19 protein-coding genes and 2 pseudogenes are annotated in these 21,562 nt (G+C 71.5%); 14 read left to right on the top strand and 7 right to left on the bottom strand.

The features are described 5' to 3' along the window. Nucleotides 1-122 precede the first annotated feature (122 nt). The 12 genes and pseudogenes from ACZ4EG_RS08985 to ACZ4EG_RS08930 all read left to right on the top strand — a co-directional run. Nucleotides 123-380, top strand: a complete 258-nt coding sequence (locus tag ACZ4EG_RS08985; protein WP_467790127.1) for a hypothetical protein — start codon at nt 123-125, stop codon at nt 378-380. Then, on the top strand, nt 380-2,056 hold the full coding sequence (locus tag ACZ4EG_RS08980; RefSeq protein WP_467790126.1) for a heavy metal translocating P-type ATPase: 1,677 nt from the start codon (nt 380-382) through the stop codon (nt 2,054-2,056). The genes ACZ4EG_RS08985 and ACZ4EG_RS08980 overlap by 1 nt, the downstream gene beginning before the upstream one ends. After that, nucleotides 2,053-2,574: a copper chaperone PCu(A)C gene (locus ACZ4EG_RS08975; protein ID WP_467790125.1), complete on the top strand. Its 522-nt coding sequence runs from the start codon at nt 2,053-2,055 to the stop codon at nt 2,572-2,574. The genes ACZ4EG_RS08980 and ACZ4EG_RS08975 overlap by 4 nt, the downstream gene beginning before the upstream one ends. A gap of 23 nt (nt 2,575-2,597) precedes the next feature. Next, nucleotides 2,598-3,380 carry a hypothetical protein gene (locus ACZ4EG_RS08970; protein WP_467790124.1) on the top strand — a complete coding sequence of 261 codons (783 nt, stop codon included), beginning with the start codon at nt 2,598-2,600 and terminating at the stop codon, nt 3,378-3,380. Nucleotides 3,381-3,459: 79 nt separating this feature from the next. Then, nucleotides 3,460-4,074, top strand: a complete 615-nt coding sequence (locus ACZ4EG_RS08965) for a sigma-70 family RNA polymerase sigma factor (RefSeq protein ID WP_453546462.1) — start codon at nt 3,460-3,462, stop codon at nt 4,072-4,074. Between the two features lie 190 nt (nt 4,075-4,264). Continuing rightward, nucleotides 4,265-5,332 carry an ABC transporter substrate-binding protein gene (locus ACZ4EG_RS08960; RefSeq protein ID WP_467790123.1) on the top strand — a complete coding sequence of 356 codons (1,068 nt, stop codon included), beginning with the start codon at nt 4,265-4,267 and terminating at the stop codon, nt 5,330-5,332. 2 nt (nt 5,333-5,334) lie between these two features. After that, nucleotides 5,335-6,417, top strand: a complete 1,083-nt coding sequence (locus ACZ4EG_RS08955; RefSeq protein WP_467790122.1) for a FecCD family ABC transporter permease — start codon at nt 5,335-5,337, stop codon at nt 6,415-6,417. Beyond that, a complete protein-coding gene (locus tag ACZ4EG_RS08950) occupies nt 6,414-7,244 on the top strand; it encodes an ABC transporter ATP-binding protein (protein WP_467790121.1) in 831 nt (276 codons plus the stop codon). The genes ACZ4EG_RS08955 and ACZ4EG_RS08950 overlap by 4 nt, the downstream gene beginning before the upstream one ends. A 3-nt stretch (nt 7,245-7,247) precedes the next feature. Beyond that, nucleotides 7,248-8,624, top strand: a complete 1,377-nt coding sequence (locus ACZ4EG_RS08945; protein ID WP_467790120.1) for an MFS transporter — start codon at nt 7,248-7,250, stop codon at nt 8,622-8,624. A gap of 65 nt (nt 8,625-8,689) precedes the next feature. Beyond that, the gene (asnB, locus tag ACZ4EG_RS08940) at nt 8,690-10,516 is read left to right on the top strand and encodes an asparagine synthase (glutamine-hydrolyzing) (RefSeq protein WP_467790119.1); all 1,827 of its coding nucleotides are present in this window, start codon (nt 8,690-8,692) and stop codon (nt 10,514-10,516) included. Between the two features lie 11 nt (nt 10,517-10,527). Then, nucleotides 10,528-11,793: a cytochrome P450 family protein gene (locus ACZ4EG_RS08935; protein WP_467790118.1), complete on the top strand. Its 1,266-nt coding sequence runs from the start codon at nt 10,528-10,530 to the stop codon at nt 11,791-11,793. 62 nt (nt 11,794-11,855) lie between these two features. Next, nucleotides 11,856-12,788: pseudogene (locus tag ACZ4EG_RS08930) on the top strand (L-tyrosine/L-tryptophan isonitrile synthase family protein); the annotation flags it as partial. A 6-nt stretch (nt 12,789-12,794) separates the two neighbouring features. Here ACZ4EG_RS08930 and ACZ4EG_RS08925 read toward each other — a convergent pair. From ACZ4EG_RS08925 to ACZ4EG_RS08905, 5 genes and pseudogenes are all read right to left on the bottom strand, one after another. Next, nucleotides 12,795-13,421 (bottom strand): PP2C family protein-serine/threonine phosphatase, encoded by a 627-nt coding sequence (locus ACZ4EG_RS08925; RefSeq protein ID WP_467790416.1) that lies wholly within the window; start codon nt 13,419-13,421, stop codon nt 12,795-12,797. A 29-nt stretch (nt 13,422-13,450) separates the two neighbouring features. Next, a complete protein-coding gene (locus tag ACZ4EG_RS08920) occupies nt 13,451-14,122 on the bottom strand; it encodes a GAF domain-containing protein (protein WP_467790415.1) in 672 nt (223 codons plus the stop codon). A 75-nt stretch (nt 14,123-14,197) separates the two neighbouring features. Further along, nucleotides 14,198-14,746: pseudogene (locus ACZ4EG_RS08915) on the bottom strand (PAS domain-containing protein); the annotation flags it as partial. Nucleotides 14,747-15,247: 501 nt separating this feature from the next. Further along, nucleotides 15,248-15,469 (bottom strand): hypothetical protein, encoded by a 222-nt coding sequence (locus ACZ4EG_RS08910; protein ID WP_453546475.1) that lies wholly within the window; start codon nt 15,467-15,469, stop codon nt 15,248-15,250. Nucleotides 15,470-15,525: 56 nt separating this feature from the next. Further along, a complete protein-coding gene (locus ACZ4EG_RS08905; RefSeq protein ID WP_453546477.1) occupies nt 15,526-15,951 on the bottom strand; it encodes an ATP-binding protein in 426 nt (141 codons plus the stop codon). A 187-nt stretch (nt 15,952-16,138) separates the two neighbouring features. Here ACZ4EG_RS08905 and ACZ4EG_RS08900 point away from each other — a divergent pair, with 187 nt between their 5' ends. After that, on the top strand, nt 16,139-16,906 hold the full coding sequence (locus ACZ4EG_RS08900) for an IclR family transcriptional regulator (protein ID WP_453546480.1): 768 nt from the start codon (nt 16,139-16,141) through the stop codon (nt 16,904-16,906). A gap of 39 nt (nt 16,907-16,945) precedes the next feature. Further along, the gene (glpK, locus tag ACZ4EG_RS08895; RefSeq protein WP_467790117.1) at nt 16,946-18,460 is read left to right on the top strand and encodes a glycerol kinase GlpK; all 1,515 of its coding nucleotides are present in this window, start codon (nt 16,946-16,948) and stop codon (nt 18,458-18,460) included. A gap of 99 nt (nt 18,461-18,559) precedes the next feature. Here the strand turns inward: glpK and ACZ4EG_RS08890 are convergent, their stop codons facing one another. Both ACZ4EG_RS08890 and ACZ4EG_RS08885 read right to left on the bottom strand, forming a co-directional pair. Beyond that, nucleotides 18,560-19,897, bottom strand: coding sequence for a jacalin-like lectin (locus ACZ4EG_RS08890; protein WP_467790116.1), 1,338 nt, complete (start codon nt 19,895-19,897; stop codon nt 18,560-18,562). A 232-nt stretch (nt 19,898-20,129) separates the two neighbouring features. Further along, a complete protein-coding gene (locus ACZ4EG_RS08885) occupies nt 20,130-21,545 on the bottom strand; it encodes a diacylglycerol/lipid kinase family protein (protein ID WP_467790115.1) in 1,416 nt (471 codons plus the stop codon). Nucleotides 21,546-21,562 lie beyond the last annotated feature (17 nt).

The raw sequence follows: 21,562 nt of genomic DNA, 5'->3' as shown, positions 1-21,562 counted from the left end.
CCGGAGAGAGGGCCGGGCGCTCCGCGTGACGCGCGCCACACCCGTGCCCCGGAACTCGGCCGCCGGTCGCTCCGACTCCTGAAGCGGTACGGAGGTACGGACGTGATCTGGAGACGCGGTTGATGGACGATTCTCGGCAGCCCTCGCTCGGCAAGGGTCCGTTGTCGCTGCGCAGGCTGCTGCCCCCGCCCGCCCTCTGCGGATTCCTCGTGCTGCTGGCGGTGCTGTTCACGGTGTCGTACGCCGTCGGCGCCTCGGTCGGACCCGTCGCGCCCGGTATGCACGGCACCGATACGGGCCGTGGAGGCGAGGGCGATGGCGGCGGAGGCGGCGGGAGAGGTGGCATGGACATGGGGGACATGCACGGGGGAAGCCACTGATGGGTGCGGAACAGCTGGACGACCGTGGGCAACGGCAGGAGCGGGAGCGGCTGTTGGTCACCGCGCTGCTCGCGACGCCGGTGCTCGTCCTGTCGATGGCGCCGGGCCTGCAGTTCCGCAACTGGCAGTGGCTGTGCTTCGTGCTGGCCGCGCCGGTCGCGGTGTGGAGCGCGTGGCCGTTCCATGTGCGGGCGGTGCGCGGGCTTCGGCATGCGTCGGCGACCATGGACACGCTGGTGTCGCTGGGCGTGGCGGTCCCCTTCGTATGGTCGGCGTACGCGCTCTTCCTCGGCGGTGCGGGCGAGCCCGGCGTGCGGATGCCCTTCAGCCTGGTGCCCCACGCGTCCCAGGGCACCCCCTACGTCTATCTCGAAGCGGCCGTCGGAGTACCGCTGTTCGTGCTCACCGGACGCTTCCTGGAGGCACGCGACCGACACGGTACGGCGGCGGCCCCGCGGTCGCGGATGCAGCGGCTCGCGGACTCGGCCGCGGGCGTCTTCGTGCCTGTCGTGCCGGCGCTGGCCGTCACGGCACTCGGGTTCTGGCTCGGCGCCGGAGCCGATCCGCAGCCGGCCGTCTCCGCGTGCGTCGCGGTTCTGGTCGGGGCCTGCCCGTGCGTGCTCGGTCTGGCGACGCCGACCGCGCTGATGGCGGCCACCGGCCGGGGTGCCCGACTGGGCGTGCTGGTCACCGGTCCGCAGGCACTGGAGGGGCTCAGGCACATCGATGCCGTCGTCCTCGACAAGACCGGCACCCTCACGTCCGGCCATATGAGTGTCGTCCGGGTCACCGCCGTACCGGACGGTCTCGGCCGTGGCGCGCTGCTGCGGCTGGCCGGAGCCGTGGAGCAGGGCTCGGAACACCCGCTCGGCCGTGCTGTCCTGGCATACGCCCGCCGAGAGCTGCCCGGGCAGCGGCTGCCGGACGTGACCGGGTTCCGCGCGCTGCCGGGACGGGGCGTGCGCGGGAGGGTCGAGGGACGCCGGGTCGAAGTCCTGGCCGTGGACGACGAGTTGCCCGCGGTCCTCGCTGCCGCCCTGCCGGTCGGCGAAGCCTCCGCCCACACACCCGTCCTGGTTCGCGTGGACGGCGTGGCCGAAGCCCTGATCGAAGTCGGGGACGTCGTACGGCCGGGCGGTTACCGGGCCGTGGAGCGGCTCCGGCGTCTTGGTGTGCGCCCCATGCTCGTCACCGGCGACGCGCCCGTGCCCGCCCGAGCCGTCGCCGAGGCGCTGGGCATCGACGACGTGCACGCCCGCCGCACCCCCGAGGACAAGGCCGCCCTCGTACGCGACCTGCAGCAACAAGGCCACCGCGTCGCGGTTGTCGGCGACGGCGTGAACGATGCCGCCGCACTGGCTGGCGCCGACCTCGGCATCGCCATGGGCAACGGCGCCGACCTCGCCATCGGGGCCGCCGACGTGACGCTGGCGCGCGGCGAGATCGACGGCCTCCCGGACGTGATCCGCCTCGCCCGCCGCACGCTGCGCACGATCCGCGCCAATCTCGTATGGGCCCTCGGCTACAACGTCGTCACCGTCCCGCTCGCCATGGTCGGCCTGCTCGACCCGATGCTCGCCGCGGCGGCCATGGCGGCCGGCTCGCTGCTGGTGGTCGGCAACAGCCTGCGGCTCCGCGCCTGGCAGCCCTCACCCGCCCGGAGGCCCACCCGTTGACCGAACAGCACCCCTGGCGGCCCACCCGCCGCCGGCTGACCGACACCCTGCTCGCCGCGATCGCTCCGCTCGCCGCGTGCGGCCTCGCCCTGGCCGGACTGACCATCTGGGTCGGTGCCGGGAAGGCGGGCAGCCCCGCACGGATCACCGTCTCGGCCGGGCGGGTCTTCCTGCCGTACGGCAACAGTACGGAGACCGCTGCCTTCTTCGACCTCACCAACCTCGGCGGCGCGGACGACCGGCTGGTCGAGGTGACGTCCCCGGCGGCCCGGGGTGAGATCACCCTCAGCCGTCACCGCACCACCCGAAGCGGGGCCGCCTACAAGGCCGACACGGCCTCGGCCACTGTCCCTGCGGGCGGGAAACTGGCCATGTCCCCGCACGGCGTGGACGTGAGCCTGCGTGCCGGGGCAAGGTGGCAGACGGGTGACCTCGTCTCGTTCACCCTGCACTTCGAGCGCAGCGGGACGGTCCGGGCCGTCGCCGTGGTGATCCGGCCCGGCGGGCGTGCCTCGTGACCCGGATGCGAGGATGAGGCGCCATGACAGCAGGGTGGTGTTCTCGCACGATACGGGCCGCGGTGTTCGCGGCCGTGTGCGTGCTGCTCGCCGCCCTGGGCCACGTGCTGATGTCCGGGACCGACGTGCCCGGCTGGGCGCTGGCCGGTGGCGCGGCGGTGACCGGTGGCGCGGGCTGGTGTCTGGCGGGCCGTGAGCGCGGTCTGCTGTTGATCGTGACCGTTGTGGTCGCCGCTCAGACGCTGCTGCACGAGGCGTTCTCACTCGCCCAGTCGGCAGTGGACGGCCCGTCCTCCATGGACATAAGCGCGATGGACTCCATGGACATGGGCTCCATGGATATGGGACACATGGGCTCGCGCCACATAGCCGCGCCACACATGGGTGCAAGCCACATGGGCGCAGGCCACATGGACGCGCCCCACATGGGCGACTCGGCGGGTGCAGACTCGTCGTCCCTCGGCATGCTCGCAGCCCACCTGCTCGCCGCGGTGCTGTGCGGGCTGTGGCTGGCCTACGGCGAGAAGGCCACGTTCCGCATCCTGAGGGCCGTGGCCGGCCGGCTGGCGGCACCCCTGCGGCTGCTGCTGGGCCTGCCCGTCACCCCGGACCGGCCGCGGCTCCGTGTGCGGCGCCGCCGCTCGGACCGCACGCCGCGGCGCCTCCTGCTGGCCGACTCGATCACTTCTCGGGGCCCGCCCGTGGGGACCGCTGTCGAGGACAGCTGGATCACCCGAGGTCGCGCAGTCGCGCCTCGGGTCACGGCCGTACGCACGCACAAGCGCCCCGGCGCGCAAGCGGCGTAGGCCGTCTCCCCACTCACCGGACCGTTCGCGCATACGCGCGCCATCGGTCCGGATCACGGATGACCGAGAAGGACACCAGGTGACCATCCCTGCCCTGCCCACCTTGCGCCGCAAAGGCGACAACTCCGGAGCGCTCGACGAGTCGACCACCGCATGGGCGCTCGCCGCACGAGGCGGAGACACGGACGCCGTCGAGCACTTCGTCCGCGCCCTGCACCGCGACGTCCATCGCTATGTCGCCCACCTCTGCGCCGACCCCCAGGCGGTCGACGACCTGGCGCAGGACACGTTTCTGCGGGCTCTCGGCAGCCTGCACCGCTTCGAGGGCCGCTCCTCGGCGCGCGCCTGGCTGCTCTCCATCGCGCGCCGTGCCGTGATCGACAGCTATCGGTACGCCGCCGCCAGGCCGCGCCTGTCCGACGTACCGGACTGGCAAGTGGCCGTGGAACTCGCCCAGCCGCAGAACCTGCCCGGCTTCGACGACGGCATAGCCCTGCTCGATCTGCTGGCGTCGTTGCCGGACGAGCGACGGGACGCGTTCGTCCTGACCCAACTGGTGGGCCTGCCCTACGCGGAGGCGGCCGAGGTCAGCGACTGCCCGGTCGGCACGGTCCGTTCGCGCGTGGCCCGTGCCCGGGCGACCCTGATGGATCTGCTGGACGAGGCGGACGAACCTGCCGTCGCGGCCGCCTGAGCCGGCTGCTGCGAGGGGCCGGCCCCGGTGACAGCCGGAGCCGGCCCCTCGTCAGCACCCATGCGCCACCGACGGCGATTCATTCGAGACGGACTGCCAACCGGCGGGAACTCACGACGCGTTCGTCCCGACTACTGGACCGGGTGAGGGAAATTCGCCCCGTGTACCGAGTAGATCCTGGAGATTTTCAATGCGTTCTCGTGTGTGGGCCGGTACGGCGGCCGTCGTACTCGGCGGCCTGCTGGCGGCGGGGTGCGGAGGTGCGGGGAAGGAGACGGCGGACGCGAACGCCGGAAAGGCCGACTCCGGCGCCCACCCGGTCTCCGTCACCGACTGCGCGGGCGCGAGGACCACCTTCTCCGCCGCACCGGCGAGGATCGTCACGAGCAACGCCTCCAGCCTGGAACTGCTGCTCCGCCTCGGTGCCGGTGACAAGGTGATCGGCACCGGTTTCCCGCCCGGCAGGGGCACCCTGCCCGCCGCCCTGGACGCGCAGGCCAGGAACGTGAAGGTACTCAGCCGGAGCGTGATCCCGAAGGAGAAACTGCTCGGCTCGGGTGCCGACCTGTACGTCGACACCTTCGCCTCCATGGGGAGCATGGGCGGCGGCATGGGGGACGCGCCGACGGCGGAGGAGTTCAAGGCGGCCGGGATCAAGCACATCTATCTGAAGTCCACCGCCTGCGCCGCGCAGAGCAAGGACCCGGTGACCGATCTCTCCGCGGTCGAGGCCGACATCACCTCCCTCGGCGCCGTCACCGGCACCCGCGCACGGGCCAAGGAGATCGTCGCCGGGATGAAGAAGAAGGTGGACGCCGTCCAGAAGGCGGTCGGCGGCATGGCCGGGAGCAAGCGGCCGACGTACTTCCTCTTCGACTACGACGCCGGCACCAAGCAGCCCACGGTCGTCTGCAACCGCCAGATCGCACACGCCGTGATCACCCTGGCCGGCGCCCGCAACGTCTTCGCCGACTGCGACGGCGACTACAAGCAGGTCGGCTGGGAGGACGTGATCGCCAAGAACCCCGACTGGATCCAGCTCGGGGTCCGCAACAGGGGCAACGCGGCGGCGAACGAGAAGGCGTTCGACGAGGCCGAGCACTGGCTCAGGTCCAACGCCGCCACCAAGGGCCTGAAGGCGGTGCGGGAGGGCCACTTCCTGCGCATCGGCTCCGAACCGACCACCATCGCGGGGGTCGAGAACGCCGACACGGTCGAGGCCATCGCCAAGACCCTCCACCCGGGCAAGGTCGGCTAGCCGTGCTGTCCGCACTCTCCCCGTCCCGGCGCCGGGCGTCGGCCGGGAACCGTGAGGCCCGCAGCCTGCCCGCCGCGCCGCTCGCCCTGGCACTCGGGATCGGGCTGCTCGTGGCGCTGACCGTGGCGGTGGGCCGGGGCTCGACCTCCATCCCGCCCGGCGAGGTCTGGAGCGTGGTGTGGCGACGGCTGTCCGGCGAGGCGCCACGCCCCGGCACGGACGACCTCATCGTGTGGCAACTACGGCTGCCCCGAGCCCTGTTGGCCGCACTTGTCGGCGCCGGCCTCGGACTCGTGGGTACGGCCATGCAGGCTCTGGTGCGCAATCCGCTCGCCGACCCGTACTTCCTGGGCATCTCCAACGGCGCCTCACTCGGCGCCGTCGCCGCGATCGTGCTCGGTGTCGGCGCGGGCGGGGCCCTGGGCCTCGGGCTGTCCGGTGCGGCCTTCGCCGGTGCACTGGCCACCTTCGCACTCGTGTGGGCCGTGGCCCGGCGTGGCGGAGGATTCGCCCCCCTGAGACTGGTGCTGGCCGGAATCGCGGTGGGCCAGTTCCTGTCCGGCTTCACCAGCTATCTCGTCCTGCAGACCGGGGACGAGCAGCAGACCCACAGCGTGCTGTTCTGGCTGATGGGCAGCCTCAGCGGGGCGAGTTGGCCGCTGCTGGCGGCTCCCGCGGCAGCCGTGCCCGTCACCCTGCTGTGGCTGCAGGCGCGCGCCCGGGCCCTCAACGCCCTGACCGTGGGCGACGAGACGGCGGCCGGACTCGGTGTGGACGCCACCCGGCTGCGCCGTGAACTCTTCACCATCACCAGCGTGTTGACCGGCGTACTGGTCGCGGTGTCGGGCGCGATCGCGTTCGTCGCCCTGATGGTGCCGCACGCCTGCCGGCTCGTCGTCGGCGGTGACCACCGCCGACTGCTGCCCGTGTCCGCCCTGTTCGGAGCCCTGCTGCTGGTCGTGGTGGACATCGTCTGCCGCACGGTCATGGGCACCCAGGAGCTCCCGGTCGGTGTGGTCACCTCGCTGATCGGGGCTCCGGCCCTGCTGTATCTGCTGGATCGGCGCCTCGGGAGCGGCAGTTGAGAATCGACATCGAGGACCTGCACGTCGCCTACGCCGGCCGCACGGTCGTGGCGGGGGCGCACCTGGTGGCGGCCGAGGGCGAGATCACGGGACTCGTCGGCCCGAACGGAAGCGGCAAGTCCACGCTCCTGCGCACCGTCTACCGGCATGTGAAGCCGACGGCCGGACGGGTCCTGCTCTCCGGCACGGATCTGCGCGAGCTGACCCCGGTCCGGTCGGCGCGGCACGTGGCCGCGCTACCGCAGGAGCGAGGGGGCGATTTCGAGCTGACCGTGCACGAGGTCGTCGCCATGGGCCGTACGCCCTACAAGCGGGCCTTCGCCGCGGAGGACACCGCCGACCGGGACATCGTCGCCCGTGCCCTGGCGGACGTCGGCATGTACGAGCAAGCAGGACGCCGGTTCACGGCCCTGTCCGGCGGAGAACGCCAACGCGTCCTGCTGGCCCGTGCGTTCGCGCAGAACCCGGACGTCCTCGTCCTGGACGAGCCGACCAACCACCTCGACATCCGCCACCAGGTGGAACTGCTCGCCCTGCTGCGGGCTCACCGCCGTACGACCCTGGTGTCGCTGCACGATCTGAACGCGGCCGCATCCGTCTGCGACCGCCTCCACGTGCTGCACGCCGGACAGGTGGTCGCCTCCGGTCCACCGCGCGACGTCCTCACGCCCACGCTGATGGCCGAGGTGTTCGGCGTCAGCGCGGCCGTCGTCGACCACCCGCTCACCGGTGACCCACTGATCGCCTTCGACCACCGGGCGTCGGCCGACGCGGAACCGTCCGCGGCGGCGCGGACACCAGTAGGGCGCACACGAATCGGCGGCTGACCCATGACACTTCGCAAGGATGAGGACCGCTGGCTGCTGGTCGCCGTGGCGGGCGTGCTGGCGTTCGTGGCGATGCTGGACATGAACATCGTCAACGTGGCCCTCGCGGACATCGCGGACAGCTTCCATGTCCCCGCCGCGACCGCTCAGTGGGCCGTACTTGCCTATCAACTCCCCGTTGTCGCCCTGCTGTTGCCTGCGGGGCGATGGCTGGACGGCGTGGGGCTGCGCTCCGCCGTGCTGTTCGCGACGGCCGGTTTCGGAGTGTGCAGTGTGCTCGCGGCCGCCGCGCCCTGGATGGCCTGGCTGATCGCGGCGCGTCTGGCGCAGGGCGTCTTCGGTGCGGTGCTGTTCGTGCTGATGCCGGTCCTGGCCGTCCGTTCCGTACGGCCGCACTCGCGCGGACGGGCGATGAGCGTGCCCGCGACGCTGGGTCCGCTCGGGGCAGTGGCCGGACCGGCCGTCGGTGGCCTGCTGCTGGACCACTGGGGCTGGCATGCCGTCTTCCTGGTCAAGGTCCCGTTCTGTGTGCTCGCCCTCGTCGTGACCCGGCGGGCGATGCCGGGCGACGGCCGGCTGCGGCTGCCCGACCGCCGGTCACTGGTGGATGCACTGCTGGTGGCCACCGGTGTGGCGGTGCTGCTGCTGGCGCTGACCTCGGCATCGGACGGTCCGTCCCGGCTGCCGCTCGTCATCGCGGCCGTCCCGCCGCTGTGGTGGTGGCTGCGAGGACCGGGCGGCCGCCCGGTGGCCGGGGTGCTGCGGACGGCCGGCCTGCTGCGGGCGCACGGGGCGGTGCTGGCCCTGGCGGCCGGGTTCGCCGCGATGCACTACGTCGTCGCCCTGTACCTCCAGCGCGACGACGGAGTCAGCGCCACGACGACCGGGCTGACCGTCCTCGCCTTCCCGCTCGGCATGGGGCTGGCCGGGCCGCTCGGCGGGCGGCTGGCCGACCGGTACGGGGCGCGGCCGGTCGCGGTCACGGGCGCCGTGCTCACCACGGTCGGCCTGCTGCTGCTCGTCCCGCTGGGAGACGACTGGTCGCCGTGGCAGGTGGCCTGGCGGCTCGCCCTGGCCGGCGTCGGAATGGGCCTCAACGGCGGCCCGACCCAGGCCCTGGTCATGGGCGCCGCCCCGCCGGACCGCACGGCGACCGTCGGATCCACCGCCCAACTCGCACGCAGCCTCGGCTTCACCCTCGGCCCCGCGCTCGCCACGGCCGTATGGGGACTCACCGGCCCAGGCAACGGCGTACACGCCGGGCTCGCCCTGGCCGCCACGGCCGCCTGTCTCGCCGTACCCCTGCTCGCCGTGCCCGGACGACGGCGTGCCCCGGCACCGGGCACGACCACGGGCACGGCACCCGCCGCTCGTCCTTGACCTACGAGCGGTCCGATCCACCGACGCGGCGCCCCGCCGTCCGTCCCTGACCCTGGAGTCGTCCCATGTGCGGAATCACCGGCTGGGTGTCCTTCCATCACGACGCCCGCACCCGCGCCCCGGTCATCGATGCCATGACCGCCACCCTCACACCCCGCGGCCCCGACGCGGGTGGCGTCTGGCTCGGTGAGCACGCCGCGATCGGGCACCGCCGCCTGGCCGTCATCGACCTGGCCGGCGGGGTGCAGCCGATGACCGACCGGCCCGACCGGCCGACGGCCGTGCTCAGTTACAGCGGCGAGGTCTACAACCACCACGCGCTGCGGGCCGAACTGCGCGGCAGAGGTCATCGCTTCGACACTCGCAGCGACACCGAGGTGGTGCTGCGGGCGTACGCCGAGTGGGGCGAGGACGTCGCCGACCACCTGGAGGGCATGTTCGCCCTCGCGGTCTGGGACGAGCGTGCCCAGCGGTTGGTGCTGGTGCGCGACCGGCTCGGCGTCAAGCCCTTGTTCTGGGCGGCCGTCGACGGCGGCCTGGCCTTCGCCTCCGAGCCCAAAGCCCTGTTCGCCCACCCCGAGATCAGGCCCAAGGTGGACGCCGACGGGCTGCGCGAGGCGTACAGCCTGCTGTTCAACACCGGGCCCACGGTGTGGTCCGGGGTGCGGGAGGTCGAACCGGGTGGCGTGCTCGTGCTGGACCGCGACGGCATCCGCGAGCGCCGCTACTGGCAGTTGGCGGCGGGAACGCACGACGACGACCAGGACGCGACGGTGGAGCGGATCCGCGAACTGGTGGGCGCCGCGGCCCGCAGCCAACTGGAGGCCGACGTCCCGCTGTGCAGCCTGCTGTCCGGCGGCATCGACTCCACCGTACTGACCGCCCTGCTCGCCGACGAACTCCGGCTGCGCGAAGGCCCGGACGCCCGCCTCCGCTCGTACGCCGTCGACTACAGCGACCAGGCCGAACGCTTCACCGGTGACGTGCTGCGCACCGGTCACGACACCCCGTACGCCACCGAGGCGGGCGCCTTCATCGGGACCGACCACAGCACGGTCGTACTCGACCCGAGAGCGCTCCTCGATCCCGAACACCGCAGGGCGGTGGTCGTGGCCCGCGACTCGCCGATCGGCGTCGGCGACATGGACACCTCGCTGTATCTGCTCTTCGGTCGGATACGGCGGCACTCCACCGTCGCCCTGTCCGGGGAGGCCGCCGACGAGGTCTTCGGCGGCTACCCCTGGTTCCACCACCCCAAGGCACTCGCCGCCCCGACCTTCCCCTGGCTGCTGGTGACGGGCGACGAGGCCGCCATGCCCCTGAACCCGGAACTCGGCTTGCGCATGGGCGAGTTCCGGGAGGACACGTACCGCGGCGCACTGGCCGCCGTACCGCACCTGGACGACGAGAACCCCGTCGAACACCGGCAGCGCGAGATGCAGCACCTGTCGCTGACCCGCTGGCTGCGTCAACTCCTGCACCGCAAGGACCGGTTGAGCATGGCGCAGGGCCTGGAGGTGCGCGTCCCCTACTGCGACCACCGCCTCGTCGAGTACGCCTTCACCACCCCCTGGGCGTGGAAGAGCTTCGACGGCCGGGAGAAGAGCCTGCTCCGGGCGGCGGGCACCGGGCTCGCCCCCGACTCCGTCCTGCACCGCCCCAAGAACCACTACCCGGCCACCCACCACCCCGCCTACAACCGCGGCCTGCAGAACATGGCCCGCGACGCGCTGGCCACCGAACAGGTGCGTGCCCTGGCCGACGAGACCCTCGTCAAGCCCTGTCTCGACACCCCGCCCGACCGACTGGAGTGGGGCCACCGTCTGCGCCTCGAACGCGTCGTCGACCTCGCCCTGTGGCTGGACCACTACCGGCCCGAACTCGCCCTCTGAGGAGCCTCGGCATGACCATCCAGGAAGAACCCCCACCGGCCGTGGCCCCGCAGACGCTCCCCGACCCGGTGCCACTGATCGGCTGCCCCTACAAGGCCGACCCGTACCCCCTGTACGAGCGTATGCGCGAGGCCGGACCGGTCCACCGCGTCCTCTTCCCCAGCGGCGTACGGGCCTGGCTCGTCACCGGGTACGACGCCGCGCACGCCGCCCTGAACGACGACCGCCTCGGCAAGAACCACGACCGGGGCAACGACCGCTGGCGCGCCCGCGCCTCGATCATGCCGGAGCCGCAGCACTCCCAGCTCCAGGTCCATCTCCTCCACCAGGACCCGCCGAAACACACCCGCATGCGGCACTACGTCACCGACGCGTTCACCCCGCGCCGCATCGAGCAACTCCGCCCCCGCCTCCAGCAACTGGCCGACGCGCTTGTCGACGCCCTGCCCGAACAGGGACCCGCCGATCTCGTCACCGGCTTCGCCGCCCCCTTCGCCTTCCAGGTCCTGGCCGAAGTCATCGGCCTTCCACCCGAACTGGCGGTCCGCTTCGACCGCGACTGGGGCAAGGTCGTCCAGCCGGTCGGCCCCACCGACCCGGGACGCCCGCGGTACGAGGCGCGGCTGCACGGCCTGCAGAGCTATATCGCCGAAGTCGTCGCCCACAAGCGGGAGTACGGGGACGACGACCTGCTCAGCCGTCTCGTGCTGGCCCGCGACCGCCGCGAACTCTCCCCGGAGGAACTGGACTCGATGGTCTTCCAGCTCCTCGTGGCCGGACAGGAACCGGTCACCAACCAGATCACCACGGCCCTGACGGCCCTGTTCCGGCACCCCGACCAGTCGGCCCGGCTACGGGACGAGCCGGACCTCCTGCCCCGCGCGGTCGAGGAACTCCTCCGCTACGACAGCGCCTTCGAGCTGACCACCTGGCGCTTCTTCGCCGAGGACAGCGACCTGCACGGAACCCGCGTCCCGGCCGGTGACTCGGTGATCGTCTCCCTGTGCGCGGCGAACCGCGACCCCCGCCGCTTCCCCGAGCCCGACACCCTCGACCTCGACCGCAGCCCCAACCCCCATCTCGCCTTCGGCCACGGAATCCACTTCTGCCCCGGCGCCGCCCTCGCCCGCGCCGAACTCCGGATCGCCCTGAGCACCCTGCTCACCCGTCTGCCCGGACTCCACCTGGCCATCAGGGACGAGGACATCCAGTGGACCCCGGCCGTCCTCGGCCGCGGCACCAGCCACCTGCCGGTCGCCTACGACCGACGTCGCTGACGCCGGCCCGGCGTCGACGCCAACCCACGTCCGAGATGCCCGCACCCCACCCGGAGACCAGCATGCCCCTGACGACCGTGCCGGACGAGACCCGCACCACGGCCATCAGCACCGCGATACTCGACCTGCTCCTGCCGCACCACCGCACGACCGACGACGCCCCCGCCCTCGCCTCCGCGGAGGCGTTCCCCCACCAACTGCGCCGGATCACCCGCTTCGTACATGACGGCGCCCCCGTCGTGTTCACCCTGCCCGGCTTTCCCTGCAAGTCCCCGAACCCGGCAAAGGTGCTCGGTCATCTCCCCGACCAGGCGGAACGCCTCTCCCTCGGATTCCTGAACACCCTGTGCACCGAGATCGAGCGGATCCACCCGCCCGGCGCCCGCGTGATCATCTGTTCCGACGGCCATGTCTTCGGAGACCTGATCAACGTCCCCGACCCACACATCGACGCCTATGCCGACGAACTGCGCCTGCTCCTGGCCGAGTCGGGGCTGGACAGACTCTCCGTCTTCGACCTGCGCGACGTACTCGGCGACCTCCCGTCCGACGCGAAGCGCGCCCATGTCCACGAGCGCTACGCCCCCACCCTGGACGCCCTGCGCGCCGAGATCCGCGCCGACGACCACGCCCTCGCGCTGTATCGGGGGATCACCCGCTTCCTGGTCGAGGACACCGCCGACCATCCGGGCACCCGCTCGGCGCTCCAACGCGCCTGCCGCCAACGGGCGTACGGCGTCATCCAGCGCAGCCGAGCCTGGGGCAACCTGCTCGCCGAACACCACCCCCACGCCGTACGCCTGTCGATCCACCCCCAGCCGGTCGGCGCCCCCAAGTTCGGCATCCGCCTCCTCGACGCACCCGACGCCTGGACCACTCCCTGGCACTCCAGCGCCCTCCTGCGCCCGGACGGCACTTGGACCCTGATGCCCCGGTCCCGGGCTGCCGGACTGGGACGCCTGGTGCGACGGGACGGCAGAGCCAGCCACTTCGAGGACTGGTCAAGAGGGTACGGAGGACTGCCCCTTGGAGCGCAGCAGGAGCACCCTGACGTCGTCCGTGCACTGGCCGGTGGGCCGGGCGCAATGGACGAGGCCGTCGATGAGGCCCTCCAGGCTGTCGTCGTCGGCGTGTGCGAGGTGACGGACCAGGCCGTTGGTGACCTGTGCGGGGTTGGTTCCGGGCCGTTCCACGAGGCCGTCGGTGTGGAGCGCGACGATGGAGCCCGTGGGCGGGGGAGTGGCGGTGAGGGGGTACCGGGCGTGTGTGTCGATGCCCAGGAGCGGCCCGGGTTCGAAGTCCAGGATGCGGGCCCGCTGTGGTGCGTGGCGCAGGAGGGGAGGTACGTGACCCGCATTGGCGAGGGTCAGTTCACTGCGGCGGAGGTCGACTTGGGCATACAGGCAGGCGACGAGCAGATCGGAGTCCAGGTCGACCAGTAGCCGGTTGGTGCGGGCCAGGACCTGACCAGGTGTGGCTCCGGCACTCGCGTGGGCGTGTATGGCGATGCGGACCTGCCCCATGAGGGCGGCTGCCGCGATGCTGTGGCCTTCGACATCGCCGATGACGGCAGCGGCGGTGGTGTCGTCCAGGCGCAGCAGATCGTAGAAGTCGCCGCCGACTTCCATTCCGTGGCCGGCCGGCAGAGAGCGGGCGGCTACCTCCAGGCCGGGCGTGCGTGCAGACTGCCCGGCAGGAGGGCCCGTTGGAGTTCGCCGACGAGGCGGTGCTGGGTGTCGTACAGATGGGCACGGTCCAGTGCCTGGGCCATGAGACCGGCCAGTGAGGTGAGGACGGCGCGCTCGTCGGCGGTGAAGGAGCGGGGCTGTTCGTAGGTGAGGATGCAGCAGCCCACGGGGCGTCCCGTGATGACAAGGGGCAGGAAGGCCCAGGCTTGTTTGCCGCTGATCCAAGGTGCCCTGGGGTAGCAGCGGGCCAGGTCGGCAGGGTTCGCGAAGAAGGCGGCGGTGCCGCCGGCCAGGACGTGGCCCGCGGGAGTGAGATCGGTGTCGAGCGGCAGGGCGTCGAGGCTTTCGATGATGTCGGCGGCGTAGCCGTGATGGCCGGTGATCTTCAGGCGGCCTGCCTCGGCGACGGACAGGACCAGACCCTGGGTGCCGAAGGCCGGCAGGATCTGCTCGACGGCCGGCGCCGTCACATCGCGCACGGTCACCGTCTCCGTGAGCGCGGCCGCCGGATGGACGAGTTGGTAGAGCCTGCTGGTGGGCGTTGCCGGAGGCCGCTGTGCGGCGGCGGGCGCACCGGGGGCGCGGGCTTCGTCGTCATGGCTGGTGATCCGGGCGCTGATGCCGCTGGTGTCCGGGTACATGTGGAAGGTCAGCCTCTGGTCCGGCGGGCGCGCCGCGGTGAACGAGACCGGCGCTCGGCTGACGACCGCCGTACGGTACTGGTCCTCGTACCCGGGGTCGTCCAGCCAGGGAAGGGACTGCCAGGGCCGCGTTCCCCGCAGCTGGTCCGGGCCACGGCCGAGCAGCCTGGCCGCTGTGCCGGTGACGAAGGTGACGCGGCCTTCCAGATCGAGGGCCAGAGCGCCTTCGGGGAGGCGGTCCAGTGAGTCGACGGCGGCGAGCCCGGTCTGCTCGGGGTGGTGTACGGAGTCGACGGGGACGACATGCGGTCGGTCGGGCAGCCCGGGTGGGTCGGCGACTCGTCCAGCAGACGGGCCAGGCGGTGGGCGCGGGCGGTGATGTGGGCGCGTTCGCGCGGTGTGGCCTCGTGCGGGTGGTCCTCGGGCCACATCAGCACGATGGCGCCCCAGCAGCGGCGTGCCCCGGTCAGTGGGGCCGCGGCGAGGGCGAAGGGGTGGGGCAGGACCGCGGCGGTGCGGGGATATCGGCGCGCCATCTCGTCCTGGCTCCCGACCCACACGAGCACGTTCTGCCGGATCGCGTCGGTGACCGGGAGGGGGGTGGTCAGCGAGAGCCGTTGCCATGGCGCGGTGAATTCGACCGGAAGCCCGCACAGTGCCACCAGGCGCAGCATCGCGGCGGCCTCTTCGATCAGGAACACACCACCGGTCGCGGCACCGGTGCGGCGGACGACGTCGGCCAGCGCCGTCGCCAGGGCGTCGTCGGGGGATCCGCCACCGCTCATACAAGGACGATATGCCCAAATGATCGACCGCATTCGGTCAGGACTGTCGAGTGTGCGACCCGCTGACGGACCGGCAGAACCGGGCGACCGGCCCCTCCCGAAAGCAGGGTCCCGGCCCCTTTCGAAAACAGGGTCCCGGCGCCTCCCGAAAACCGGATGACCCCACGGGGCGGCCCACGCTACGGTCTTTCTTGTTCAGGTGCGCAGGCAGCGGCTACTTCGCCTTTCAAGCGGGTAACGCGGGTTCGAATCCCGCCGCCGGTTCCGGCCGGTGTCGTCCAGTGGCCCAGGACGCCTACAGTGCCGCCGCCGACCTCGATCTCTGAACATCAGGGGCGCGTCACGTCTGCTGCGTGCCCCACTGATCCGGCCCGACCTCGCGCCATTCGATCAGCGGTGAATGGGCGACCTCGTCCGGGTCGATGTCCAGCCCGGCCCGGCGCAGGAACTCCGCGACATCCGGCACGCCGTACGCAAGCCCGAGGATCTCGCCGTCCACGCGCACCCTGCGGCCTCCGCTCGGTGAGGGCGGCGAGACCACGACGCGAAACTGCCTGGTCACATCACCAGCATCAGGCGATCGGTCCGGACGCGCATCCGGCGGGGCGTCGCCCGTGCTCACATCGCCACCAGGTCGGCCCACCGGGTGACCCCACCGCACTGGATGCGCATGCCGTGCCGAGCGGACAGTGCGTGGACGATCTGCTTGCCCCGGCCGTGCTCGTCCGGGTCGATTCCGTCGGGCGACTGCCCCGCCGCCAGTACGGGTCCCGCGTCGGTCACCTCCACGCGCAGGGTCCTGAGGCCGTCACGCCGGCCCCAGGACAGCCGCAGCTCCGCCGGCGGCAGAGCATGGACGAGCGCGTTGGTGAGCAGCTCCGTCACCACCAGGATCGTGTCCTCGACGATCTCCGGAGACACGTTCCAGGCGGCCAGGACCGCCCTCACATGCCGGCGAATGGCCGAGACGGCGCCGGCGACGGGCGGCAACGGAAAGACATGTTCGACTACCCCCCGAGGCCTGATTTCGAGCTGTGCCGCCATGTGCTCTCCTCCGGTGAGCGCTGCCGGCGGGTCGCCGGGGCTCAGTGCGCTTTCCCGCACGTTAGGCAGGCGCGCGGAGCCGGTCAATGAACAGTGGTCGGCATTGCCGAACGGCGGCTCTGACCTGGTGCTGAGCCGGTGACCTGCACGTAAGGCGGTCCCTCCACGGGCGTATTAGGCTCGTTTCATGGCCGGCCCAGTCCAGTCGATCGAACGGGCGGCGGCAATTCTGCGGCTGCTCGCTGGTGGGCCCCGTCGGCTCGGGCTCGGCGAGGTGGCGGCCTCGCTCGGGCTGGCGAAGGGCACCGCCCACGGCATTCTGCGCACGCTCCAGCACGTGGACTTCGTGGAGCAGGACGCGGCGACGGGAAAGTACCAGCTCGGGGCCGCGCTGCTACATCTCGGCACGAGTTACCTGGACGTCAACGAGCTGCGGTCGCGCTCCATCAACTGGGCCGACGCCCTGGCCGCCCGCAGCGGGGAGGCCGTCCGTCTGGGCACCCCCTTGGAGGGCAGGGTCCTGGTCGTCCACCACGTCTTCCGGCCGGACGACACGCTCCAGACCCTGGACGTGGGCGCACTGCTGCCGCTGCACGCCTCCTCGCTCGGCAAGGTTCTGCTGGCCTTCGGTACCGCCCCCCTGGAAGCGGTTCTCGAATTCGGGCTGGAGACCTACACACGGCACACGATCGTCGCCCCGGAGGAGCTCTCCCGGGCGCTCGCCGAGGTCCGGGAACTCGGGTGGGCCGCCGAGGTCCAGGAGATGAGCATGGGCGAGGCCGGCGTCGCCTCACCGATCCGAGGGCACGGAGGTCTTGTCGTGGGCGCCATCGGACTGTCCGGGCCGGTCGAGCGGATCTGCGACAGCCAGGGCCGTCCCCTCCCGAACCTGATCACCCTGCTCCGTGAGGCCGCACGGGCGATCTCCAGAGACCTGGGCGCAGCTCGCTGGTAGCCACCCGCCTCTTCGACACATCGGAAGGCAGAGCTGATCATGGTTGAACGGTATGTAATGTCCATCGATCAGGGCACCACCTCTACTCGATGCATTCTGTTCGACCAGCAGGGGCGGCTGGTGACGGTCGCGCAGCGCGAGCACCAGCAGCACTTCCCCAAGCCCGGATGGGTCGAGCACGACGCCCTGGAGATCTGGCGCAATCTGCAGCGCATCGTGCCCGAAGCACTGTCCGGCACCGGGGTGGGCGCGAAGGACGTCGCCTCGATCGGTATCGCCAACCAGCGGGAGACGACGGTGCTCTGGGACCGGCGCACCGGTGCCCCGCTGGACAAGGCCATCGTCTGGCAGGACATCCGCACGGCACCGCTCGTCGAGGAACTGGGTCAGCGCCCCGGCGAGGAGTTCTTCGTGGAGCGTTGCGGTCTGCCGCCCTCGACCTACTTCTCCGCACTGCGGCTCCGCTGGCTGTTCGATCACGTGGACGGGCTCGAACAGCGTGCCCGGGACGGCGAGGTGCTCTTCGGCACGATGGAGACCTGGCTCATCTGGAACCTCACCGGGGGAGCGGACGGCGGCCTGCACATCACCGACCCCACCAACGCCAGCCGCACGATGCTGATGAACATCCGCACGCTCACCTGGGACGAGGAACTGCTGGAGTTCTTCGGGGTGCCCCGCACGATGCTGCCCGAGATCCGGTCGTCCGCCGAACGGTACGGCGCTGCCCGCCTGGTGCTCCCGGGCGTCCCCATCACGGCAGCCCTCGGCGACCAGCAGGCCGCCCTGTTCGGCCAGACCTGCTTCTCCCCGGGAGAGGTGAAGTGCACCTACGGCACGGGGAGCTTTCTGCTGCTCAACACCGGTACCGATGTCGTGCGGTCCCGCAACGGGCTGCTCACGACCGTGGGTTACAAGATCGGGGACCAGGCCCCCGTCTACGCCTTGGAAGGTTCGATCGCCGTCACCGGCTCACTGGTCCAGTGGTTCCGGGACCGTCTGGGCCTGATCAGCAGCGCCCCGGAGATCGAGACCCTCGCGCGCACGGTCGAGGACAACGGCGGCTGCTACATCGTCCCCGCGTTCTCCGGTCTGTTCGCACCTCACTGGCGCAGCGACGCGCGCGGTGTCATCGTCGGACTCACCTCGTACATCACCAGGGGACACCTGGCCCGAGCCGTCCTTGAGGCGACCGGCTGGCAGACCCGCGAGGTCGTCGACGCCATGAACGCCGACTTCTCGGTCCCCCTCAAGCAACTCAAGGTCGACGGCGGGATGACGGCGGACAACCTGCTGATGCAGTTCGTCGCCGATGTGCTCGATGTGCCCGTGGTACGGCCCATGGTCGCCGAAACGGTCTCCCTCGGCGCCGCCTACGCCGCCGGGCTCGCCGCCGGTTACTGGTCGGACCTGGAGGTCCTGCGCCGCCACTGGCACCGGGCCGCCCAGTGGCTGCCGGACATGGACCCCGAGCGCAGGGAGCGGGAGTACGCGGACTGGAAGCGGGCCGTCGAGCGCTCGCTGGGCTGGGTCAGATCGTCGAAGTCGCCTTGACCGGGGAACTCCGGTCCGCCGGTGGCCCGTACACCTGGAGTCGCTTCCGTCCCACAGGTGTACGGGCTCGGCCGGCCGTCATGGGGCCGGCGCCCGGTGTCAGCGCTTGGTGTAGATGAAGCCGACCTTGTCGAGCTCGTCGCCCGAACGTCCGTGGAAGCCGGCGATCTGCCAGCCCGACGGTGCCGTACGGGTCACGCAGTCCGAGGTGGTCGTACCGCCCGCGAGGGTGCGGCCCAGGTTGGTGGTGAACCTGGCGTAGAAGATCCGGGTGTGACTGTCCTTCACGCCTTCGCAGAGGTAGGCGGTCGTCACATACTCGCCGCTGCCCAGCGTCAGCGACGATGCCGTGCCACCGGTTCCGCCGTGGGTGAGCGTGGTGCCGTTGCTCAGCGTGATGCCGACCTGGTCGACCCGGGACCCGTAGCGCAGCGCGACGGTGGTGGCGCGGGCGCCGGCGGGGACCTTGTCGATGTCCTGGTAGTAGTCGCCGTGCGGACCGCCGAACTGGTCGCTGAGCTGGAAGTCCGGGTTCTGCGACCAGGAGAAGCCGACCGTGATCGGGTCGTGGTCCGAGAGCATGAGCCCGTCGGAGGTCAGGAATTTGGCGTGCTCGTTGTTGTACGAGGTGGCGTTCAGCGTGACGAGCCTGCTGCTGCGGTACAGGACCTTGTCCACGACCTCGCAGGTGTTCGGCACGGTGGCGCCCGTCTGGTCGCAGACCAGCGCGTCACTGCCCTTGGCCGGAGGTGTGCCGCCGCGCATCAGCTGCACCCAGGCGTCGGTCAGTCCGTTGGCCGCGGCGAACTCGGCGATGGTGTCGCCGGTGCGGGTGTAGCGGGTGTTGGTGTCACCCATGACCACGACCGCGTTGCCCGCCGAGTGCGACTGGATGAACGACGTGATCTGGTTCAGGTTGTCCGCGCGCGAGGCGAGGTCGCCGTCGTTCGTGCCCGCGTTGGTGTGCAGGTTGTAGAAGTCGACGTACACACCCTCGGCGAGGCGTTCACGCATGAAGGAGAAGCCCTTCGGGGTGAGGCAGTCGCCGGAGTCGAGCTGGCAGGAGTTCCACTTCACGCGCTCGAAGTCGTCACCGTCCCAGGCGTAGTCGGAGACGGTGTTGAGCCCGCTGCCGATGCCCGCGCCGCCGCTGGTGGCGGTGCGGTAGGGGTGAGCGTCCGTGGAGTACAGGTACGCGTGGTAGTTGAAGTCCTCCTGGACGTTGACGATGTCGTACGGTGCGATGCGCCGGCCGATCTCCGTCGTGCTGGTGTCGCGCGGTGTCGAAGCGCTGGACAGGGATTCCGGAAGGCCGGCGACGTTGTACGTGAGCACGCTGAACGTGCCCGAGCCGGCAGCCGCGGCCGGCGTGGCTGCCGCCGTGAGCCCGCCGAGGGCGGCGACCGCGGCCGCCAGGCAGGCGACGAGTCTGCGCATGGGGGTGTCTCCTACGGGGGGTGGACCGATCGGGGTGTGAGCATGCCAAAACTTAGCGGCAAACGCTTTCTGCGCACCCTCTTCGCGCCCGTCCAATCGGGGAATTCCATGTGACGAGAAGTAGATCAACTACCGTTTGGAGACGGTTGGTTCACTTGTGAGCGGGTGGAAAGGGCTTGTAGAAGCTGCCACTTGCACCTGCGCTCGCCCTTGCAGAGGCAGGCGCTTGCCGCTACCGGCTCTGCCGGCGCTTCGGGAGGGCCGTCCGCCCCACCGTCGCCGCCAGTTTGCGCAGCCGCCGCCACTCCAGGGGCGGTGTGACCGCGGGGACGCCGGGCCGGGTGCGGGGGACCCGGACCCGCAGGGCGCCGGGTCGGATGCGGCAGTCGACCGGTGCGGGCAGCACCAGGGCCTCGCCGTCCACGCCGGCCTCGACATCCCCTTTGTCGCAGTCGACGACGACCTGCCGGGCGGTGACCGCGGTGAGCCCCTCGGCATTCCGTCCGCGCAGCAGTCCGGCAGCGTGGGCAGCGCTCTCCACCTTGACGCCGAGCACCCCGAGCACGCCCAGATCCATCCGCTCCCGATAGCCGAGGCCTGCCACGTCCTCCATGCGGTAGGGGTTGTTGCTGACCAGGACGGCCTGGGGCGTGTCGATGACGAGGTCGGGGCCGCCGGTGCCCGCGACGCGCGCCGTGAGCCGCGGCCCACGTTCATGGGTGAGCAGTTCGGGCAGCAGATCCAGGGTCGTGCGCACCTTGTCGTCCCGGTACGCGGGGCTCTGCACGACCGCGGCGTACGCCCCGAAGGACGCGTTGTTCACGAAGGGGTGCTCGCCCGCGAAGCCGAGGTCGACCCGGAGTTCGACCCCGTCGCGGAGCGCGTCCAGGCATGCCGAGGGGTCGCCGCGATCGAGCCCGAGGTCCATGGCGAAGTGGTTGCGGGTCCCGGCGCAGATCACCAGGAACGGCACGTCGTGCTCCGCGGCGACGGCCGCGACCCGCGCCTGCGTCCCGTCCCCGCCGGCGACTCCGAGCAGATCGGCGCCTTCCGCGAGGGCAGCACGGGCCAGCGCGACGACGTCTTCGGGCCCGTCCGCCCGGCCGGTGCCGAGCAGATGCACGCGGGCCCCGAGCTCCTCGGCCTTCGCCTTCAGCCCGAACCGCTCGACCTTCCCGCCCCCGGACCGCGGGTTCATGATCAGATACGGCTGTGCCGGAGGCGGCGTCTCGTACTCGACGACCCGTACGACGTGCGACCGCGTGCCGCTGAGCGCGACCTTCCCGGTCCACACGGCAAGTCCCCACAGGGCCAGCAGCAGGACGGGCAACCACAGCAGCCGCGCCACGGCGAAGAGCGCGATCGCGGCGGCGGGCGCGGCGACCGCGAGGACCCCCGCGGCGGCCCGGAGCCAACCCCGCCGGGTGAGCGTCCACCACAGCGCCGCCAGGCTCACGGCGATCGACAGGCCCCCGACCAGCACGAGGACCACCCCGGCCGAGGATGCGGTGCCGAGCGGTGCGATCACGGCCAGCCCGGCGAACGTCAACGACGCCCGCGCCGCCCACCGTTGCCGCGCGTGCGCCCGCACGTCGAGCCCCGAGCCCGTACGCGGACCGCTTCCAGGAGCCGCGCCCTTGTCCTTCAAGCCCTGCTCCGCCTTTC

This window comes from Streptomyces sp. NPDC025638 (assembly GCF_055558775.1).
This window is presented reverse-complemented; position numbering and strand designations above follow the sequence as displayed.

What these genes read in the sequence shown, in the direction of transcription:
- ACZ4EG_RS08985 (WP_467790127.1), top strand. Translation starts at nt 123, where the DNA reads ATGGACGATTCTCGGCAGCCCTCGCTCGGCAAGGGTCCGTTGTCGCTG.
- ACZ4EG_RS08980 (WP_467790126.1), top strand. Translation starts at nt 380, where the DNA reads ATGGGTGCGGAACAGCTGGACGACCGTGGGCAACGGCAGGAGCGGGAG.
- ACZ4EG_RS08970 (WP_467790124.1), top strand. Translation starts at nt 2,598, where the DNA reads ATGACAGCAGGGTGGTGTTCTCGCACGATACGGGCCGCGGTGTTCGCG.
- ACZ4EG_RS08960 (WP_467790123.1), top strand. Translation starts at nt 4,265, where the DNA reads ATGCGTTCTCGTGTGTGGGCCGGTACGGCGGCCGTCGTACTCGGCGGC.
- ACZ4EG_RS08945 (WP_467790120.1), top strand. Translation starts at nt 7,248, where the DNA reads ATGACACTTCGCAAGGATGAGGACCGCTGGCTGCTGGTCGCCGTGGCG.
- asnB (WP_467790119.1), top strand. Translation starts at nt 8,690, where the DNA reads ATGTGCGGAATCACCGGCTGGGTGTCCTTCCATCACGACGCCCGCACC.
- ACZ4EG_RS08935 (WP_467790118.1), top strand. Translation starts at nt 10,528, where the DNA reads ATGACCATCCAGGAAGAACCCCCACCGGCCGTGGCCCCGCAGACGCTC.
- ACZ4EG_RS08925 (WP_467790416.1), bottom strand. Translation starts at nt 13,421, where the DNA reads ATGGAAGTCGGCGGCGACTTCTACGATCTGCTGCGCCTGGACGACACC.
- ACZ4EG_RS08920 (WP_467790415.1), bottom strand. Translation starts at nt 14,122, where the DNA reads ATGTACCCGGACACCAGCGGCATCAGCGCCCGGATCACCAGCCATGAC.
- ACZ4EG_RS08905 (WP_453546477.1), bottom strand. Translation starts at nt 15,951, where the DNA reads ATGGCGGCACAGCTCGAAATCAGGCCTCGGGGGGTAGTCGAACATGTC.
- ACZ4EG_RS08900 (WP_453546480.1), top strand. Translation starts at nt 16,139, where the DNA reads ATGGCCGGCCCAGTCCAGTCGATCGAACGGGCGGCGGCAATTCTGCGG.
- glpK (WP_467790117.1), top strand. Translation starts at nt 16,946, where the DNA reads ATGGTTGAACGGTATGTAATGTCCATCGATCAGGGCACCACCTCTACT.
- ACZ4EG_RS08890 (WP_467790116.1), bottom strand. Translation starts at nt 19,897, where the DNA reads ATGCGCAGACTCGTCGCCTGCCTGGCGGCCGCGGTCGCCGCCCTCGGC.